This is a genomic window from Prochlorococcus sp. MIT2302, from assembly GCF_059772385.1.
In genome coordinates this window covers 1,835,022-1,851,163 of record NZ_CM186285.1, presented here as the reverse complement: position 1 = coordinate 1,851,163, position 16,142 = coordinate 1,835,022, and the positions used below count along the sequence as shown (strand labels likewise).

Sequence of the window (16,142 nt, the reverse complement as noted above, 5' to 3'; positions counted from 1 at the left end):
ATGACTATTTCACTTAAACCAAGTAACTCGCCTCCAGAGAAGCTCCAACCAACTGGATGGCTGAAATATCTGAGTTTTAGTCTCGATCACAAAGTCATAGGTCTTCAATACTTAGTTTGTGGTTTCTTGTTTTATTTAATTGGAGGATCTTTAGCTGGAGCGATAAGGGTAGAGCTCACAAGTCCCCTCTCAGATTTCATGCCTAGAGAGGTTTACAACCAAGTTTTGACGCTCCATGGCACAATCATGATTTTCCTATGGATCGTGCCTGTAGTAAATGGTGCATTTGGCAACTATTTAATACCTTTTTATGTTGGGGCAAGGGATATGGCCTTTCCAAGACTGAATGCTGTTGCCTTTTGGCTAATACCTCCCTCCGGGTTGATGTTGATAACAAGCTATTTCATAAATGGAGCAGCACAATCTGGGTGGACAGCATATCCACCTTTAAGCATTACGACTCCAGCCGCCGGTCAAATAATTTGGATACTAAGCGTATTACTTTTGGGTGGAAGCTCAATTTTTGGTGGTATTAATTTCATCGCTACAATCCTCAAGCTAAGAAGACCTGGACTAAAATTAATGCAATTACCCATGTATTGCTGGGCAATGCTTGGTACAAGTATTCTCGTCGTTTTATCAACTCCTGTTCTAGCAGGTACTTTAATATTGTTGAGCTTTGACATAGTTGCTCATACAGGTTTCTTCAACCCAAGTCTTGGTGGAAATGTAATTGTTTATCAACATCTTTTTTGGTTTTACTCTCATCCTGCTGTTTATATCATGGTCTTACCTGCCTTTGGCTTGGTAAGTGAAATACTACCAATCCATAGTAGAAAGCCACTATTTGGCTATACAACAATGGTCTTTTCAATTATGGGAATAGTTGTTTTAGGCCTAGTTGTTTGGGCTCATCACATGTTTACGAGTGGAACTCCTCCATGGATGCGCTTATTTTTTACAATCGCTACTGCTTTTATAGCTGTCCCTACAGGTATAAAATTTTTCAATTGGGTTGCAACCTTATGGGGAGGGAAAATATCACTTAATGCGGCCATGCTATTTTCCTGCGGATTTATTATTAACTTTGTCTTAGGTGGAATAACGGGAGTTGCCCTAGCTCAAGTTCCTTTTGATGTTCATGTGCATGATACCTATTTTGTTGTTGCTCATTTTCACTACATAGTCTATGGAGGTTCAGTCTTTGTTATCTTCTCTTCTATTTATCACTGGTTCCCAAAATTTACCGGAAAAATGCTCAATGAAAATCTTGGGAGATTCCACTTCATAATTACTTTTATAGGCTTTAATCTTTGTTTTGCTCCTCAACACTGGCTAGGTTTAAATGGTATGCCTCGACGAGTTGCTGAATACGATTCACAATTTCAATTAATCAATCAAATAAGTAGCGTAGGTGCATTGTTAATGGCTCTAAGCACTATCCCTTTTCTATGGAATATTTTTCAAAGCATCCTCTACGGGGATGACGCTGGTGACAATCCATGGAATGCATTAACACCTGAGTGGTTAACAAGTTCACCTCCTCCTGTTGAGAATTGGGAGGGAGAAGCCCCACTAGTTCTAGAACCATATGGTTATGGAGAAAAAAATTCAAATAACACTCAGGAGGTAATTACATGACTTCGATAGTTCCAAAAGAACAATCTTCAGAGAACAAAATCTCAACTGAAGAGCATGAAGATTTTCGTTTGTTTGGTTTAATAGCTTTTTTAATCGCAGATGGAATGACCTTTGCAGGTTTTTTTGCGGCATATCTAACTTTCAAAGCAGTCAATCCCCTTGGTCCTGATGCTATTTACGAACTAGAACTGCCATTACCAACTTTAAATACAGTCTTACTTCTAGTTAGTAGCTTTACATTTCATCAAGCCGGGAAATTCCTAGAAAAGAATGAAGCAAAACAATGTCAAAAATGGCTTCTAATAACAGGCTCTTTGGGAGTGGCATTTTTAATCAGTCAAATGTTTGAGTACTTTACTTTGCCTTTTGGATTAACAGACAACCTTTATGCAAGTACTTTTTATGCATTAACTGGCTTTCATGGGCTTCACGTAACACTTGGATCAATAATGATTATGATTATTTGGTGGCAAACACGTATTCCATTTGGTCGAGTGAATAATGAAAATAAGTTCCCATTTGAGGCAGTAGAGCTCTATTGGCACTTTGTAGATGGTATTTGGGTTATCTTATTCATCATCCTTTATCTGCTTTGAGAGGTAAATATTGATACTAAGCAAGAAACTTTCAATTAATTTGTTGCACAATTCTACTTATTGGTCAGAATTATATTAAATAAAACAGTCTGAAATGCTTGTTGGAAAAGAACTCCTCGATAAAGCAAGATCTTTGAGCAGCCGTCCAGAAGACGAAATAGCTAAAGGATGTGGTTATGTCGGCCCAAGCGGGAGAGTTTTACGTAAAAGTTTTTACCGTGCTCTAGTTGAAGCCAAGGGTTATAAACTTCGCTCAAATGGTCCTGGCAGAGCAGGCAATAGATCTTCAAGAGGAAGACAAGCAGAATTTCGAACTAAAGTTCATGGTAATGGCAATCTTCTTATAGGACATGCCTATACGAAAAAACTAGGTCTAGAGCCTGGACAGGAGTTTCGTATTGATGTACGAAAAGACTCTGGAGCGATAAGTTTGTTACCACTAAAGAAATAATAAATCTTCTAAAGAAATTTATATTTAATAAATATAAATTCCTAGTTCCAACCTTGCTCATTAAGCCACTGAGAGCTAATTAATGGTGGAGTTTTTGAAAAAGAATCATTATTTTGTACCTTTAAAAGTTTTTCTGCATACTTTGCCATCAAGTCAACCTCTAAATTAACTTTTTCGCCAATTTTCAAATACTGCAAGCATGTCTTTGTCCAAGTATGAGGTATTACAGCTACTGAGAATTCACACCCACCATTACATATCTCAGAGATAGTAAGACTAATTCCATTCAGGCTAATACTAGCTTTATCGCACATATACCTACAGAAATTCATATCATCCCAAGATACTTTCAAATTCCAGGAGTTTTTCAAATTTTCAATTGAAATAATTTCACCTAGACCATCAATATGTCCGCTAACAATATGTCCACCTAACCGATCAGACAAACGTAATGCTGGTTCAAGATTTACATAACCATTTTTCTGAGCTTTTTCTGCAAGATTTGTTCTCTTAAGAGTCTCTTCACTTATATTTGCGAAAAAAGAATCATTGATTAATTCAGAAACTGTTAGACAAACTCCGTCTACAGAAACACTATCTCCAAGATTGAGTGGAGAAAAAGGATTACATCCATCAACAATTACCCCCAAATTATTTTTCTTGATCGTGCCAATGGACTGAACTAAACCAGTAAACATTATTGTAACCGCCACTTTTAGAATGCTAGTTATGGTATTTAGAAATGTCTCGAAAAAGTTTATTTGGATTTCATATGTAGTTTGTTATGAATTATTCCAATATAAAGCCAAGGCTTTTTTCTCATCAGAACTAAGTATTGGCAATGACCAACATTTATTCCAAACACTCTCTTCTGGTAGAAAGATAGATTGATACCTTTGAGAAACATTTATATTTTTTCTCCTCAAGTCAGAAAAGCTAGTTGGTGGCAAATAACCTTTACTTATTAGACGTCTTAAATAAGTAGCTCCCCACAACGAATCAACCCACTCAATAGGGAAAAACTCTGGAGGAAGCGAGGGAGAAGCAAGAACCGTCCAATCAAGCGGACTTCCCTCCTTAGGCAAAAGGACAGACAAGCGAGGATCTTCAACAAGAGCTTTAACACAGTTAGATAAGGGTAAAACTGCTGCATTTGCTCTACCTGAAACGACCCAATTTAAAGCATTCCTATCATCATAAGTTTTAGCTTGACTCTTGATTTTCAAGAAATCGTTAACTAAATCTATTTTTTGTGAAATAGAAATCAGAAGATAAGGACTACGAGGAAAAACTATCTGATTTGCAAGTGAATTCGAAAAAATAACTTCCCAAGTATCCTTATTTTTTAAAGCAAGAGAATCTTCATTTCTGAAAAGTATCACCCAAGGACTAACCGCTAACGGTAAAAGCTTTTTTTTATAATCCTCGCCTAACCCTTCGAGAAAAGAATTAGTCTGCTTGCTGAAATTATTTCTAATATTATCTACTTTGATTTCTTGAAATGAATCAATGGCTAACTCAGATATCCAACCATCATTTAAGATTAATAAATCTGTTTTTTCTTGAAGAGTAGAGTTATAAGAAAAATTTTTTAAGTCGATATCTTTTATCGGGAAAAATTCCCAACCTGAAGATAAACTATTTACAAATTCATTAGGAAAGCTATTAGAAACACCTCTCAAAGCCAATTTCTTTTGAGACGTTGAACACCCAGATAAGAAAAATAAAGAAGAGATAAATCCATATTTGATGAACTCTCTCCTACCAAATTTATCAATATTCATATTATTGAAATCCCGTGACAAGTTATTTCGTTATTTGACTTAAAAAGATTAGCAACCTCTAAATCACACTTTTCAACCATTTCTCTCTGAGTCAATCCCTTGATTTGCGCAAGCAACGATAATGCTCCAGCACCAACACCCTCTTTAACATAACCAATCTCATAATCTCTAAGAACTTTTTGATTACTATCATTAAATCTATAACCACTAGCTAGACCTAGGATATTTACTTTAAAATGATTGGCGACATGATTCATTAAATGAATAAAAGAATTTCTATTTTTTGCAGTAGAAAGTGATTCATCTACTAACCATGATGTTGTTCCTATTAAAATTTTTCTAGTAACTTCAGAACGTAGTTTAGGCTCAATTTCATTTAATGCTAAAGCTAGTACTGCCAACATTTGACAACCTCCTCCTAATAGAACATCTTGACCAGATTCTATAGCTCCCATCAAAAGACCAACTGCAATTGGTTGAAATGGATCCCCGACTGCTGCCATGAGATCAACAGAAGATGGATTCTTCTTTAATTTTGCAGCTTTGAGTCCTTGGTTAACTAATTTTGCTTTTAATTCTGAAGGTGGATTCCTATAACTTCCGCTTATAAGACCATTAACATCTATTCCTAATCCTAAAAGAACAGCAAAAGCTGTAGAGGTACCTCCTGGAACACACTCCGTTATTAAAAGAGATTTTTTTAACTTCTTACCTATCTTAAATCCACCATCTAGTAAAAGTTTGACTCTAGTTCTTTCCATTGCACTACCTGAACTCAAGCATCTAGCAGGGCCTATCTCGGGTGACTCTAAGGCTACATGACTAAATGGGGGGGGGTGTAGCAGTCCTGCCGATATAATTGTTGGCTTAATTTTCAAGAACCTTGACGCAACGTAACTAAGCAATGCAGGCGAGACACCTCCAGCTAAAGGAGGTAAAGGCCATCTTTTGGGAATCAAAGGACCTCTTAATAAAAGTTCGGCGTCTGCAACGGCTGTATAACGTCTAGAAACAGGAGTCGAACCAGCCGCAGAAATACCCTCAATCTCTGCAGTTTGAGATCCAGCAAGAATTAAAAAGAATTCCATATTAGTAATATTTTCTTTCAAAATTTTTAATCTTTCATTAACATTTTGCTTTTGCAGGCCATCCCCAAAAGCCAATACTCCTGACGGCAATAAAGTATAGTCAACTCCTTTCATTTTCAATCAATTAGATTCAAGAGAAATTAAATTCTCTAGGAATGCAGGTGGCTCGGGTATAGAGGATTTGAGCCTAGGGAAAATCCAATAAGCCAGCGCATGCAAACAAAGAACGTAAACAATTTCTTGAGTTATAATTAAAAATACTGCAACTATTTGAACTTGTCTCATATCCGGAGTAAAAGAAAGATTAAAAACATCTATCCCTTTGGCGAGTAATCCTGCTCCAGCACGAGTAAGAATTACCCACAAATTCTCACCAACCAACATAGATAAGACAAAGACTCTAACAAGAAAACCCATAGTCCCTATAAACACTCCAACACTCCAACTTAACCACCAATTCCAACCTTTTTGCCAACTATGTCCTAACCACAAGGACAGTAATCCATAAGGGAAGAGCACTAAAGGGCCTCTTAGCGGACCCATCAGAGCAGTTAATAACAATACACATACTGTCACTCCCTCAACCCCTGTTTTAATACCTCTCCGCATTTGAAGAAGAGCCAAGGGCAAGGGCAATGCAAGACGAAATACAGCTCCACCAATCGGCAAATAATAAAGAGCTATCCAAATCAAAGCCGATGCAGCAGCGAAATAAGAGGACTCAACAATTTTCAAGGCTTGTCTCTTGCTAAGAGGAGATTTATAAAGAGAGCTGCTTTTAAAAAAGTTTTTATTATCTAAAGTCAAAATTATTTTCTTTTTAGAGATCTATCATTTGACAACTCCCCGTTATCAAAACGTTCGATTTTTTCCACTTCAAACTGGACTCCTGCTTTCCTTAGAGCCTTTGTAACAGTCTCAGCTGGTGCAGAAGGGTTTGCGCCTGACAATCTTAATATAATTCTGTATGGCTGTGGCGTAAAAATTGTATTCTTTACTGATTTAGTTGATTTTTGACTAAGTCTATCTTTATTAGATATTGAATTCTCTTTGATAATTTTCCCTAAGTCTTTTTCATTTTTTTTCTTCTCAACTTTAATTCTTGATGTGATCTTTGGTATTTGATTTTGTTTTATTGATTTAATATTTTTATCTCCTGAAACTCTTGGATTCTGCGGGGTATCAAAACTATTTTCCAACTTCTCACCAATTACAGTATTTGAACATGATTGAAGTGGAATTAGAATAACTATTAGAAATAATCTAATAAACATTTTCTCAACAAATACTAAAATATCCAAAATTTTATTTAGGTTTAATTACCCTGACCTTACTAGCTCTTGGACGTCCTGCTTTAGCTGTGGAAGACGATTTTCGAGAAGTACTTTTTTTTGAAGATGATGAAATCAAATCTTTCTTATTAGATTTTACTGTCTTTTTTATAGAACTTTTTTTCTTAGATGTTGTTTTTTTACTTGATTTTTTAGCTGCCAATAGTTGAATAGCCTCATCAATAGAGATATCTTCAACGGTTTTTCCCTCTGGAAGAGAGGCATTGATTTTTCCCTGTTTAACATATAAACCATATGGTCCATTAAAAAGTTGGATAGTTTCTGTTTCTCCCTCTGGGACACCAAGTTCTTTCAAAGCGGTTCTTCCACCTCTTCCCCGTTTAGGAATAGATAAAAGCTCAAGGGCTCTTTCTAGGCTTATTTGAAGAACATCATCTTCGCCCTTAATTGAGCGATAATCTTTTTCACCATCAGTTTTACTCCAAACAACATACGGACCAAACCTACCCAAACTTGATTGAACCTTGCCTCCCTCTGGGTGCTCTCCCAATAGACGTGGTAATTGAATTAATCCAAGGGCTTCCTCAAAGGTCAAGTTCTCGGGTTTTAAGTTCTTTGGTAATGAAGTCCTTTTTGGGTTTGGAGCTTTTTTCAAGGATTTATCATCTAGGTATTCTATCGCTTTTTGAACATCAATCTCATCCTCTTTTATATTCTCTGGCAACAAGACCTGAACCTTTGATGAATCCTGCTTCAAATAGAGTCCATATTGACTACTTTTGAATAAGCGAAGATTCCCTAATTTTTTCTTGCCTTTTGGAACTCCAAGATCTTTCAATTCAACAACTAAACCTCGTTGAACAAAATGACCATATCTACCATTCAATAGATATAAATTCTGTCCACTATCAGGATCAATTCCAAGGGACTCAGGTCCCTCAGCTTTTTGTTTTAAGATCATTTCTGCGATATCTTCATCTAGATCTGCGGGAGTAATCTCCTGTGGGAGAGTAGCTGTTATGGGCTTCCCATTTTCACCTAGTTGCTTTGATTCCAAATATGTTCCAAATTTACCCAACCTAACAAGAGACGAAAGTCCCTCCAAAGAAACCGACCGGAATTCCCCTCCATCTATGTCTCCTTCTCTTTGTTGAACTTGATTTTCCAGCCCAGTATCACCTTTATAAAAATCCTTGAGGTATGGAAGCCAACTTACTTTCCCTGTTGATATCTCATCCAGTGTTGATTCCATTCGAGCTGTAAAGCTAGTATCTACAAGGTCAGGGAAATGTTCTTCAAGAAGAGCAGTAACAGCAAATGCTGTAAAACTTGGAGTCAAAGAATTATTATTAAGGACTGAATAGCCTCGATCTACAATTGTTCCAATAATGCTGGCATATGTTGAAGGACGACCTATACCCTCTTTCTCAAGCGTTTTAACTAAAGAAGCTTCGCTATATCTAGCAGGAGGTTGAGTCTGATGCCCAAGTGCCTCAACCTTCTTAGCCGTTAGAGTATCTCCGACATCTAACTTAGGCAAAAGCACTTCTTGACCTTCAAGAGCACTATCAGGATCATCCGTTCCTTCAACATAAGCCCTAAAGAAACCTGGAAAATCAATTCTTTTACCACTAGCCCTAAAGGACACATCCGATGCTTGCAATTCCACTCCAAGCATTGTCAATCTTGCATCGGCCATTTGACTGGCAACTGTTCGTTTCCAAATCAGTTCATACAAAGAAAGATCTCTTCCTTGTAAATTGGAATCTTTGGGTGTTTTAAAGCTCTCACCAGAAGGACGAATTGCCTCATGAGCTTCTTGAGCATTTCTCGTCTTATTGGAAAATTGACGGGGCTTATTACTTAAATATTCAACGCCATACTTTGATTCAACACACTTTCTTGAAGCATTAATTGCCTGATCGGACAAATGAACAGAATCTGTTCTCATGTACGTAATAAAACCTCTTTCATATAACCCTTGGGCACATCTCATGGTCTCCCTAGCTGATAATCGAAGTTTTCTATTAGCTTCTTGTTGTAATGTGCTTGTCGTAAAAGGAGGAACTGGTTTTCGAATTGACGGTTTTTCTTCGACATTGATAACTTTCCATTTATCAGTAATTAGTTTTTTAGCAAGTTCATTAGATTCCTCCTCGTTCAGTAATTTTACCTTTCGACCAGATTTCAATAATCCAGTTGATTCATCAAAATCACTACCACTGGCTATTCTTTGTCCACCAATTGAGGTCATCTTCACCTCAAATTCACTGCCTTCTTTTTCTAATTTTGCTTTCAAATCCCAATAACTTCCACTTCTGAAAGATCTCCTTGCTCTCTCTCGCAAAACCAGCAATCTTACTGCAACTGATTGGACTCTTCCAGCAGATAAACCCCAAGAAACTTTTTTCCACAGAAGAGGAGACAAGGTATATCCAACTAACCTGTCTAATATTCTTCTTGTTTCTTGAGCATGAACTAATTCCATATCAATTTCTCTTGTTTTCGATAGAGCTTTGGAAATAGCCTCTTTTGTTATCTCATGAAAAACCATCCTCTTAACAGGGATTTTTGGATCAAGTACGTTCATTAAATGCCAACTGATACTTTCACCCTCTCTGTCCTCATCAGTGGCAAGCAACAATTCACTAGCGCCCTTCAAAGATTGTTTTAATTCCTTGACAATTTTCTTCTTATCTTTTGGGACCACATACAAAGGATCAAAATCAGCAGTTGTATTAACCCCTATCGTTGCCCACTTTTCTCCCTTGTGCTTCGCAGGGATCTCGGAGGCATTATTAGGCAAGTCTCTAATATGCCCCATTGACGCAAGAACTTGAAAATCCTTAGGCAAAAACCCTCTAATGGTCTTTGCCTTTGTGGGACTTTCAACAATTACCAGAGTATGGTCAGTGGGCATCAGCTCAATTTTCCTTCTTCTTATCTAACGTACTGAATAGTAAAATGCATAGCCCAAAATGATAAAAAAGGCATATTTTATAACTTCGCTAAAGTTATAAAATCAGACACAGCTTCAAAACAATACATAAATGGGAGAACTTTTGTCTTTTCAAATATTCATAAACGAGCCTGTAGAGCTTTTAAATCTCTCTTTAAATGCTAAAGCCGTTCTACCCGAGGCTGCAGTCCTAGTGGCAATGTTAGGGACTCTTTTGGTGGACTTGGCTGGCGAAAAGATTTCAGCCCGCTGGTCTCCGCCTATCTGTTATGCAGGTCTTGGAAGCTCCTTGTTTTTACTACTAATGCAATGGAATGGAGACACTCAAGAATCTTTCTTAGGCGCATTTATTGCAGACAATCTTGCTATTGCTTTTAGAGGGGTAATAGCTCTATCAACTCTCATCTCTTTGTTAATTAGCTGGAGATATGCTGAACAAAACGGGAGTCCCATTGGTGAATTTGCAGCAATATTGTTAGCTGCCACTCTTGGAGCGATGCTTCTATGTGGTTCAACTGATTTGGTAAGTGTTTTTGTTTCTCTAGAAACACTCTCCGTTGCAAGCTATTTGCTCTCTGGGTATCTAAAAAGAGATTCGAGAAGTTCTGAGGCTGCTCTGAAATATTTATTAGTTGGTTCGGCTGCTGCCGCTGTCTTTCTATATGGTGCATCTCTGCTTTATGGAATAAGTGGATCAACAAATTTAAAAGAGATAGGGATAACGTTAATTAATGCTCCAACCCCTTTATCTGCGTTAGCGCTTGTTTTCGTATTATCTACAGTGGCTTTCAAAATTGCTGCAGTCCCATTTCACCAATGGACACCAGATGTATATGAGGGTTCTCCTACTCCTGTAGTTGCCTTTTTATCAGTGGGATCCAAAGCAGCAGGTTTTGCTCTGGCAGTAAGAATACTCGTAGGATGTTTTAGCGCTTTTGACACACAATGGAAATTGCTTTTTACTGTTTTAGCAGTCCTAAGTATGTCGCTGGGAAATGTTGTAGCGCTAGCTCAAAAATCAATGAAAAGGATGCTTGCCTATAGCTCAATTGGACAAGCTGGATTTGTAATGATTGGATTAGTTTGTGGAACTGAAGATGGTTTTGCCGCGATGGTTCTATATATGGCTGCTTATTTATTTATGAATCTTGGTGCTTTTGCCTGCATAATACTTTTCTCAATTAGAACTGGTAGTGACCAAATATCAGATTATGCAGGACTATACCAAAAAGATCCATTAATAACATTAGGATTGAGTTTATGCCTTCTATCTTTGGGAGGCATTCCTCCAATGTTGGGATTCTTTGGAAAGATCTATTTGTTTTTTGCTGGATGGGCAGATGAGCAATACATACTCGTGAGTGTTGGCTTAGTCACTTCTGTTATTTCCATTTACTATTACATATCGGTTATAAAAATGATGGTAGTGACCGAACCCAAAGAAGCTTCAGATGTTGTTAAAGCATATCCGACTATAGAATGGTCAATACCGGGAATGTCTTCTCTCAAAGTAGGGTTGATTTTTTGTGTTCTTGTAACTGCAATTGGTGGAATCATTTCAAACCCTCTCTTTAAATTTGCCGATAGTGCGGTAAACGGAACTCCTTTACTTCAAGAAGCCCTTACTCTTGCAACTAAAAGTTCAATTGGCTAACAAATTAAAATCATTGAAAAAATCTGTTGCTCGTCTAACGAATGTAAATAAATTTTATGGGGAAGGATCGGTCAAAGTGAAAGCTCTTGACGAACTAAATCTTGAAGTTTATCAGGGTGATTATCTTGCAGTTATGGGTGCAAGTGGGTCTGGTAAAAGTACTGCAATGAACATACTCGGATGCCTTGATCGTCCTACTAATGGGACTTATGAATTAAATGGAACTGCAGTAGAAAAACTTGATGATGACTTACTTGCAGATATTAGGAATAAAGAACTTGGTTTTGTTTTTCAGCAATTTCATCTGCTTCAAGAGGTTTCAGCACTAGAAAATGTAATGCTTCCAATGATTTATGCATGCGTCCCCGCTTTAGAAAGGAAGAAGCGCGCTGAAGAGGCTCTTGATCGAGTTGGGTTAGGCAACAGGCTGACCAATCTGCCTAATCAATTATCTGGTGGCCAACAACAACGAGTTGCCATAGCAAGAGCAATAATCAATCAACCATCACTATTATTGGCAGACGAACCAACTGGTGCTCTAGATTCCAAAACTACTGAAGATGTTTTAAATCTTTTTGATCAACTGCATAGTCAGGGAATAACAATTGTATTAGTAACTCATGAAGATAATGTCGCTCAAAGAGCAAAAAAAATAGCAAGATTTAGAGATGGTAAGGTAACAGAGATTACTGAAAATTAACTCAGGTAATCATATTGAAGTTGACAAAAATTTCTCTGTGTTTTCCTCAAAAATAATCAGTCTACCAATCGAGTCTATACCTTTGATATCCCACTGCTTGCCAGTTTGATTATCAATATATTTTTTTGACCACAACCTTTCTTCTACTTCACTGCATAGAAGATTTTTATTTTCTAAAAAATCTAAAGATCTTTCTATTGCAAGTAAAACTTCTGAAGACCAAAAATTGATATTCATATTTTTATCTCCAACAATTTGTTTAAGCGAGATCCCTTCTTTAGGAACATTGTTAAAAACGTTTAAACCTACTCCAACTCTCAATAATCGAAGTTCCCCACCTCTAAAAAATAGTCTAGGTAAAATTCCAGCTAATTTTCGACCATCAACTAGTAGATCATTCGGCCATTTAATACTGACATTAACTCCTATCTGTTCAATTCTCTTAATCAAAGCCAATGCCACAGCTAACCCATAAAGCTGTGAATTATTTTCATACGGCCCCTCTCTCTTAATAGCTGCACTAACCCAAACCCCTCCCTTTGGTGCTTGCCAAATCCGACCAGCTTGACCTTTACCAAATCTTTGACAAGAAGCAAACATTGCTTTTGGCTGATTTTTTTTTACTGGTTTCTCTGCAATCCAATTCGACAACTCTATTTCAGTGCTAGCACAAATAGGTTTTAACATTAATCGCCATGATCTTGTAGAGGAGTTATTTAATTTGTGATATCTAGAAATCAACCCTACACCGCTATAGATTTTTTGATTACTCATATGGCAAGGTCATTTATTCTTAAAAAAATCAAGCCTTATCCATTGACTTCTTCAGCTCCTCTAATTCAATTTCGACTTCTTGAATTTCTACAGTCTTTACTTCATCAACATCTAAATCGGATGGAGGCAAAGCTATTGCCTCAACTCCTGATTTTAATTGACTCCTCAATGTCTCTAATTCTTTTTCTATATCACCTCCTCCCTCCAGGGCTGCGAACTTACTTTCTAGATCCTCGCCAGCCAACTCTAAGGCTGCTTGCCCAGTCGCTTCTAATGCCTCTACTTTATCTTCCATTCTCTCAAATGCAGCCATAGCAGACTTGCTACCCAAATCTCCGACCGCACTTTGAATTTTTTGCTGAGCTTTGGCAGCTTGAGCTCTTGCTTTGAGCATATCTTTTTTCGTTCGGGCCTCCGCGATCTTTCTTTCTAATAACAAAAGACTTTTTCTAAGTTTTTCAACTTGACCAATTTGTGTTTGAGATTGAGTTGTTAAAGATTGAAAGGTTTCCTGAAAGGTTTTTTTTCTACTTAATGCTTCTCTAGCTAGATCATCCTCTCCTTTTTTCAAGGCTAATTCCGCTCTAGACAACCAATTTTGAATTTGCTCTTGTGCTTGATTTGCCTGATTCTCTAATCTTTTTTGACTCGCAATGGCAATAGCTACCGCCTGACGAAGCTTCACCAAGTCATCTTGCATATCAGCAACAGACTGATCAAGTATTTTTGTTGGATCTTCTGCATCACTCACAAAAGAATTTAGATTTGCCCTTAGCAAGCGACTTAACCTATCTAATAATCCCATTAGGATTTTTCATGCAATCTTAAAAATATTAGCTAGATTTAAGCACTTACTCATCATTAGTGTCTATTTTACGTTGATTTTAGAAGACTTAAAGCATAAAACAAAAGCAAAAAGGGAGAAATCAATATATACATGCTTAGAAGAAATCAAGTCTTCATGGGAAGGAAATGTAGGAGGCCTTATTCAAGATTGGGTAGAAATAGCAGGTGAGCAACTAGCATTAAACTGCACGCCACTTAACATAAAAAATAAAGTTCTAACTATTGGAGCAAGCCATCCACAATGGAGACAAGCGCTTTTATATAACCGTTTGGAGTTAATTGAATCTTTAAAATCACATGGATATCAAATAAAAGAGATCCGGATTAGACAATATTATCCAAGTAATTTAATCAAACGAGAAACTGAAAAAGAAATTTGGGAAAATCATCCAAGCAGAACTGACAAAAATGGAATCACCAATTGTCCTTTTTGCAAGGTACCGTCTCCTAAGGGAGAAATTAAATTGTGGGGTAAATGTAGTTTTTGTAGAAGAAAAGAATTGAGAATAGATTGAGCTATTCAACTTAGGCTTCAAGTAACAAAATTCCCATTTGCCCTATTGCTAATGTTTGATATTCTGCTTTCTTGAAGCCAGCAGAAAGTGCTAATTGAATTTGTTTTGCCCCTGAGGGGAAATTAACTAAGCTTTTTTTTATATATAAATATTCCTTTCCTAATCCAAAGAGTGATGCGATTGGAACGACATAAAGACTTAGATAAATTTTTTGGAAAAGACCTTGCATGGGATATCCTTCAAAAGATCGAAAATCTAATATTCCTGCCCTTCCACCTGGTTTCAAAACTCTAAAAGCCTCTCTAAGCCCCTCATAAGAACTAGAAAGATTCCTTAAACCATAAGCCATCAATAGCCCATCATATTCATTGGATTTGAGATTAGTTTGGAGAGCATTAGCATTTATCCATTTAATTGAAGAATATTTTTTTTTAGATCTTTCTCTCGCAACTAATAAGGCTTTAGAAGCTGTATCTACCCCTGTAATATTTTTCGAACTTTTCATATATCTAGCCAAAAGTATTGACATATCTCCAGTTCCACAACAGAGATCTATCCATTTCTCACCAAAAGTCGGATTAAGAATATCCAACAATTTTCTTTTCCAAAACCTATGTAATCCAAAGCTAAATATATCATTTAGAAAATCATATTTTGAAGAAATTGAATTAAACATTTCCTCAATAGCCTTAGTATTACCAGGTCTCATATAAATATAGAAAAATATTTAACTTCCATAAAACATGAACTCATAATTTTTTTTATCAGTGTTTTCATAAAAATCTTTATCATTCTATTGGTCTTATGGATAAATTCTCTTTAATTAAATATTCTTTTATTTCTCTGATAGTTAATTGTCCATCATGTAAAAGGGAAGCTAACAGAGCAGCTGAAGATTTTCCTTGAGTAAAGGCCTCTTTGATGTGTCTCAAGCAACCAGCACCTCCTGAAGCTATTACTGGTATTGGAACTTTCTCCGAAATTGACCTAGTAAGTTCTATGTCATAACCATTTTGAGTTCCATCACCGTCCATTGAAGTTACTAGGATTTCCCCTGCACCAAGCTGAAATACTTTTTCTGACCATTCAATGACATCTAAACCAGTATTTGTTCGTCCACCACTTACATAAACGTCCCACTTATTAGGAATATCTTTGTTCTTTTTTGCATCTATCGCAACAACAATGCATTGAGAACCAAAACGATCTGCCCCTTGAGAAATCAAGGAAGGGTCTTTAACCGCACTTGAATTTAAACTAACTTTGTCAGCTCCTGCTCTTAATAATTCATTTATTCCATTCAATGAACTTATGCCTCCTCCAACAGTAAAAGGAATGGTTACAGCCTCGGAAGTGCGTCTAACCATTTCAACCAAAGTAGATCTTTTTTCGTGTGTAGCTGTTATGTCAAGAAAGACCAATTCATCAGCCCCAGCCTTGCTGTATCTGCATCCCAATTCAACTGGATCCCCCGCATCACGCAATCCAACAAAATTAACACCCTTCACTACTCGACCGTTTGAAACATCAAGACAAGGAATCAATCTTAAAGCAACCATGATTTTTAAACAGAGGAACTGTTAGGGTGCCCGAAATTAATCAATTTAATTCCATGGCTAAGCCAACCTCCCTTTCAAGGATAGGTTCAAAAATTAAGATTAATATTGAACGTGTAAGAGATCGCATACCTTCTTATTTGATAGACCAACTATCAGAGGACCCTCGAGGTACTGTAATTGACTATAAAATGACTGATGGGAGGGGTGGAATTGGAGTGGTAATTAAAATGAATGATGGAAGCAAGCATTGGTTCTTTGAAGATGAAGTTTCTTAACCCTGAGA

17 protein-coding genes are annotated in these 16,142 nt (G+C 36.9%); 7 read left to right on the top strand and 10 right to left on the bottom strand.

The window, feature by feature from the left end; translation table 11 throughout:
• The 3 genes from ctaD (at position 1) to AC6EI2_RS10660 (ending at position 2,688) form a co-directional block, all read left to right on the top strand.
• Positions 1-1,641, top strand: coding sequence for a cytochrome c oxidase subunit I (ctaD, locus tag AC6EI2_RS10670; RefSeq protein ID WP_498462292.1), 1,641 nt, complete (start codon positions 1-3; stop codon positions 1,639-1,641).
• Entirely contained in the window at positions 1,638-2,237 is a 600-nt protein-coding gene (locus AC6EI2_RS10665) for a cytochrome c oxidase subunit 3 (RefSeq protein ID WP_498462291.1), read from the top strand. The genes ctaD and AC6EI2_RS10665 overlap by 4 nt, the downstream gene beginning before the upstream one ends.
• Before the next feature lie 94 nt (positions 2,238-2,331).
• Complete coding sequence (locus tag AC6EI2_RS10660) at positions 2,332-2,688, top strand: AbrB family transcriptional regulator (protein WP_498462290.1); 357 nt, start codon at positions 2,332-2,334, stop codon at positions 2,686-2,688.
• A gap of 41 nt (positions 2,689-2,729) precedes the next feature.
• On the opposite strand, the gene AC6EI2_RS10655 is transcribed toward AC6EI2_RS10660, so the two are convergent.
• The 6 genes from AC6EI2_RS10655 to topA form a co-directional block, all read right to left on the bottom strand.
• The gene (locus tag AC6EI2_RS10655; RefSeq protein WP_498463491.1) at positions 2,730-3,386 is read right to left on the bottom strand and encodes a riboflavin synthase; all 657 of its coding nucleotides are present in this window, start codon (positions 3,384-3,386) and stop codon (positions 2,730-2,732) included.
• Positions 3,387-3,470: 84 nt separating this feature from the next.
• Positions 3,471-4,472 carry a hypothetical protein gene (locus tag AC6EI2_RS10650; protein ID WP_498462289.1) on the bottom strand — a complete coding sequence of 334 codons (1,002 nt, stop codon included), beginning with the start codon at positions 4,470-4,472 and terminating at the stop codon, positions 3,471-3,473.
• Positions 4,469-5,674: a nicotinate-nucleotide--dimethylbenzimidazole phosphoribosyltransferase gene (locus AC6EI2_RS10645; RefSeq protein ID WP_498462288.1), complete on the bottom strand. Its 1,206-nt coding sequence runs from the start codon at positions 5,672-5,674 to the stop codon at positions 4,469-4,471. Before AC6EI2_RS10645 ends, AC6EI2_RS10650 begins: the two co-directional genes overlap by 4 nt.
• Before the next feature lie 6 nt (positions 5,675-5,680).
• Positions 5,681-6,367 (bottom strand): DUF2232 domain-containing protein, encoded by a 687-nt coding sequence (locus AC6EI2_RS10640; protein WP_498462287.1) that lies wholly within the window; start codon positions 6,365-6,367, stop codon positions 5,681-5,683.
• Positions 6,368-6,369: 2 nt separating this feature from the next.
• Positions 6,370-6,834 carry a hypothetical protein gene (locus AC6EI2_RS10635; RefSeq protein WP_498462286.1) on the bottom strand — a complete coding sequence of 155 codons (465 nt, stop codon included), beginning with the start codon at positions 6,832-6,834 and terminating at the stop codon, positions 6,370-6,372.
• Positions 6,835-6,865: 31 nt separating this feature from the next.
• Positions 6,866-9,772, bottom strand: a complete 2,907-nt coding sequence (gene topA / locus AC6EI2_RS10630; protein WP_498462285.1) for a type I DNA topoisomerase — start codon at positions 9,770-9,772, stop codon at positions 6,866-6,868.
• Between the two features lie 130 nt (positions 9,773-9,902).
• Between topA and AC6EI2_RS10625 the strand changes: the two genes are divergently transcribed.
• Complete coding sequence (locus tag AC6EI2_RS10625; protein WP_498462284.1) at positions 9,903-11,465, top strand: NAD(P)H-quinone oxidoreductase subunit N; 1,563 nt, start codon at positions 9,903-9,905, stop codon at positions 11,463-11,465.
• 13 nt (positions 11,466-11,478) lie between these two features.
• Entirely contained in the window at positions 11,479-12,165 is a 687-nt protein-coding gene (locus tag AC6EI2_RS10620; RefSeq protein ID WP_498462283.1) for an ABC transporter ATP-binding protein, read from the top strand.
• Between the two features lie 9 nt (positions 12,166-12,174).
• On the opposite strand, the gene AC6EI2_RS10615 is transcribed toward AC6EI2_RS10620, so the two are convergent.
• Both AC6EI2_RS10615 and AC6EI2_RS10610 read right to left on the bottom strand, forming a co-directional pair.
• On the bottom strand, positions 12,175-12,939 hold the full coding sequence (locus AC6EI2_RS10615; RefSeq protein ID WP_498462282.1) for a biotin--[acetyl-CoA-carboxylase] ligase: 765 nt from the start codon (positions 12,937-12,939) through the stop codon (positions 12,175-12,177).
• Positions 12,940-12,967: 28 nt separating this feature from the next.
• Entirely contained in the window at positions 12,968-13,744 is a 777-nt protein-coding gene (locus AC6EI2_RS10610; protein WP_498462281.1) for a PspA/IM30 family protein, read from the bottom strand.
• Positions 13,745-13,817: 73 nt separating this feature from the next.
• Between AC6EI2_RS10610 and AC6EI2_RS10605 the strand changes: the two genes are divergently transcribed.
• Positions 13,818-14,300, top strand: coding sequence for a DciA family protein (locus AC6EI2_RS10605; RefSeq protein WP_498462280.1), 483 nt, complete (start codon positions 13,818-13,820; stop codon positions 14,298-14,300).
• A gap of 10 nt (positions 14,301-14,310) precedes the next feature.
• Here AC6EI2_RS10605 and ubiE read toward each other — a convergent pair whose 3' ends face one another.
• Complete coding sequence (gene ubiE, locus AC6EI2_RS10600) at positions 14,311-14,976, bottom strand: bifunctional demethylmenaquinone methyltransferase/2-methoxy-6-polyprenyl-1,4-benzoquinol methylase UbiE (RefSeq protein WP_498462279.1); 666 nt, start codon at positions 14,974-14,976, stop codon at positions 14,311-14,313.
• A gap of 112 nt (positions 14,977-15,088) precedes the next feature.
• A complete protein-coding gene (gene hisF, locus AC6EI2_RS10595; RefSeq protein WP_498462278.1) occupies positions 15,089-15,859 on the bottom strand; it encodes an imidazole glycerol phosphate synthase subunit HisF in 771 nt (256 codons plus the stop codon).
• A gap of 53 nt (positions 15,860-15,912) precedes the next feature.
• On the opposite strand from hisF, the gene petP reads away from it, so the two are divergent.
• Entirely contained in the window at positions 15,913-16,134 is a 222-nt protein-coding gene (gene petP, locus AC6EI2_RS10590) for a cytochrome b6f subunit PetP (protein ID WP_011823230.1), read from the top strand.
• The last annotated feature ends 8 nt before the right edge of the window (positions 16,135-16,142 follow it).

Excerpts from the sequence above, each read along its gene's own strand:
- topA (WP_498462285.1), bottom strand. The coding sequence starts at position 9,772 with ATGCCCACTGACCATACTCTGGTAATTGTTGAAAGTCCCACAAAGGCA.
- AC6EI2_RS10625 (WP_498462284.1), top strand. The coding sequence starts at position 9,903 with ATGGGAGAACTTTTGTCTTTTCAAATATTCATAAACGAGCCTGTAGAG.
- AC6EI2_RS10655 (WP_498463491.1), bottom strand. The coding sequence starts at position 3,386 with ATGTTTACTGGTTTAGTTCAGTCCATTGGCACGATCAAGAAAAATAAT.
- petP (WP_011823230.1), top strand. The coding sequence starts at position 15,913 with ATGGCTAAGCCAACCTCCCTTTCAAGGATAGGTTCAAAAATTAAGATT.
- AC6EI2_RS10615 (WP_498462282.1), bottom strand. The coding sequence starts at position 12,939 with ATGAGTAATCAAAAAATCTATAGCGGTGTAGGGTTGATTTCTAGATAT.
- AC6EI2_RS10665 (WP_498462291.1), top strand. The coding sequence starts at position 1,638 with ATGACTTCGATAGTTCCAAAAGAACAATCTTCAGAGAACAAAATCTCA.
- AC6EI2_RS10610 (WP_498462281.1), bottom strand. The coding sequence starts at position 13,744 with ATGGGATTATTAGATAGGTTAAGTCGCTTGCTAAGGGCAAATCTAAAT.
- ctaD (WP_498462292.1), top strand. The coding sequence starts at position 1 with ATGACTATTTCACTTAAACCAAGTAACTCGCCTCCAGAGAAGCTCCAA.
- AC6EI2_RS10635 (WP_498462286.1), bottom strand. The coding sequence starts at position 6,834 with ATGTTTATTAGATTATTTCTAATAGTTATTCTAATTCCACTTCAATCA.
- hisF (WP_498462278.1), bottom strand. The coding sequence starts at position 15,859 with ATGGTTGCTTTAAGATTGATTCCTTGTCTTGATGTTTCAAACGGTCGA.
- AC6EI2_RS10645 (WP_498462288.1), bottom strand. The coding sequence starts at position 5,674 with ATGAAAGGAGTTGACTATACTTTATTGCCGTCAGGAGTATTGGCTTTT.
- ubiE (WP_498462279.1), bottom strand. The coding sequence starts at position 14,976 with ATGTTTAATTCAATTTCTTCAAAATATGATTTTCTAAATGATATATTT.
- AC6EI2_RS10660 (WP_498462290.1), top strand. The coding sequence starts at position 2,332 with ATGCTTGTTGGAAAAGAACTCCTCGATAAAGCAAGATCTTTGAGCAGC.
- AC6EI2_RS10650 (WP_498462289.1), bottom strand. The coding sequence starts at position 4,472 with ATGAATATTGATAAATTTGGTAGGAGAGAGTTCATCAAATATGGATTT.